Below are 2,102 nucleotides of genomic sequence, written 5' to 3' on the forward strand. Positions count from 1 at the left end.
TATGGTTAAAGGATTTTAATATTTATTATAATCGATTATATATCTTAGCTAAGGCACACTTCATTTGGTTATTTTTAGTAGGATTTAATAGAAATAAGAATATTAATAACAGTTTTGAACCAAAAATTTTTATAATATTTTTTATAAATATACCTACTTTCTTTTAAAAATTTGTAGGCAGTATATATTTGAACCAAAAATTTTTATAATATTTTTTATAAATATACCTACTTTCTTTTAAAAATTTGTAGGCAGTATATAGTGTAAAAATATCAACTTAATTATATTTAAGGTATTATTATGGTTTTTTCTCTGTATAAAAATATTTATAAATTTGTTAATTTATTAAAAATTCAAATAATAAATTTAAAAGTTATTATTAAAATTATTATTAGTGAAATAATTGTTTTAATTGGTGATACCATTCATGATAATCAAAAAATAGATGGTATCACATTTGTAAAAAATGAATTTATTAAATAGAAAAATGAATTTATTATTTCTTTGATATTTTATTTCTCCTTTCTATTTAAAATAATTTATACAGAGAGAAAACCATAATAATATCAACTTAATTATAAACTTGTGATTTTATATTTTAATAACTATTGTTAAAAATTAAATAGTATTTTTCAGTGTGCCAATTTTTATTATTTTATATATTTAACAATGTTTATTAACATTGTTTATTAAACATTAAATAAACAATATATTAGCATTATGTATAACATTGTTAATAATCAGTGTTTATTACAATTAAAAAACATTATATAAACATTATTTATAACATTGTTTATTAAACAAATATTTAGTTAGGAGACTATATTATGGATATGAAATTTAAAACAACTAAGGAATATAAAAAAATAAAAAAATGATATATTTTAGTTAATTTTGTTGCTTGATTTTTATATATTTTTTTTATAAGTTCAGTTGTGTTAGTTTATGTTTTTATTTTAAATATAAATAATAACAATAAAGAAATTTTTATTTTGGCATTAGTTTCATGGTTTGTTTCTGTAATTTTGCTAATTGTTCTAACTATTTCGGAACATATAGATTTAAATAAAGGATTTAAAAAACAATTAAAGAAAGAAGTTGATAAAATTGAGTAATTTTGTTAAGAAAAATAAGAATGTAGAAAATTATTTTATTAGTAAGGAATTTATCCCTTTTATAACAGATAAAGCAAGTTTTATTAATTTACCTAATCATAATCGTCATATTGGTTTTTGATTGAGTAATAAGTTTATTTATCCGAGTGAAAAACATTCGGAACAAGTAGCAATCGGTTTAATTTATGATAATTCTTATCCTATTGTAAAATATAATGAAAATTTAAAACGTCATATTTGAAAATATTTAACTGGAACAGAATTAATCAATTTATATAATCAATATAAACAAAATTATTTTACTAAAATGAAAAAAGCGTTATTTTTAAGTGAACCTAAAAAAGTAAAAGCAAATAATAACAATAATAATTTAACAAATTGAAGTGTTGAAAAAGAACAAGAATTAATTAATGATTTGAAAGACTTAAATTAAATGAGTTTATATGATTATTGAGTTCAATTTGTTAGTTATATTATTGGTTCAAATGCCCCTAATTTTTTATATGTTATATCGTTTGTGTTATTTATTGTTTTATTTTTTGGAATGTTTTTTAAACTTATTCAAAAAATGTGGAGTTTTTAAAAATGCAAAATGATTGAATTAAATTAAAAGAGTTTTTTATTCATATATTTTTGTTTATAGATAAAACGAATGTTGAAAGTATTACAATGTGGAATTTAAAGCAAAATGAATATTTAACTTTGATGGTTGGTGTTTGAATTGTGATTTTGTTTTTAAATTGGTTTTTCTTGTGGATGGTTTTTAAAATAGTTAGTTATTTTAAATAATTAAATTTTTTTATTATTATGGTTTTCTCTCCTCACAAAATTTTAAAATTTTTTTTGAATATAATATATATTTTCATTACGAATGCAGTAATTATTAATATAAATAATGTTGTAAAAAATATTTCTTTTGCATTTATTTGATTAATATTTTTAAATATTCATTCTACAAAATTAATTGTAGTAATTAATTTTCCGATA

General features: G+C 17.7%; 5 protein-coding genes. 4 read left to right on the plus strand and 1 reads right to left on the minus strand.

Annotation, left to right across the window (positions count from 1 at the left end):
* Positions 1-300 precede the first annotated feature (300 nt).
* The 4 genes from C6B38_RS02500 (at position 301) to C6B38_RS02515 (ending at position 1,904) form a co-directional block, all read left to right on the plus strand.
* Positions 301-483, plus strand: coding sequence for a hypothetical protein (locus C6B38_RS02500; RefSeq protein ID WP_233485479.1), 183 nt, complete (start codon positions 301-303; stop codon positions 481-483).
* 344 nt (positions 484-827) lie between these two features.
* On the plus strand, positions 828-1,115 hold the full coding sequence (locus C6B38_RS02505; RefSeq protein ID WP_105298530.1) for a hypothetical protein: 288 nt from the start codon (positions 828-830) through the stop codon (positions 1,113-1,115).
* Positions 1,108-1,548, plus strand: coding sequence for a DUF3627 domain-containing protein (locus C6B38_RS02510; protein ID WP_105298531.1), 441 nt, complete (start codon positions 1,108-1,110; stop codon positions 1,546-1,548). Before C6B38_RS02505 ends, C6B38_RS02510 begins: the two co-directional genes overlap by 8 nt.
* A gap of 152 nt (positions 1,549-1,700) precedes the next feature.
* Positions 1,701-1,904, plus strand: coding sequence for a DUF2649 family protein (locus tag C6B38_RS02515; protein WP_105298532.1), 204 nt, complete (start codon positions 1,701-1,703; stop codon positions 1,902-1,904).
* Here the strand turns inward: C6B38_RS02515 and C6B38_RS11000 are convergent.
* Positions 1,892-2,102, minus strand: a 211-nt coding sequence (locus C6B38_RS11000; protein WP_233485490.1) for a hypothetical protein, incomplete at its 5' end; no start/stop codon positions are given. The two genes, C6B38_RS02515 and C6B38_RS11000, sit on opposite strands and share 13 nt — an antisense overlap.

This window comes from Spiroplasma sp. ChiS (assembly GCF_002968355.1).
Taxonomy (GTDB): Bacteria; Bacillota_I; Bacilli_A; order Mycoplasmatales; family Mycoplasmataceae; genus Spiroplasma; species Spiroplasma citri.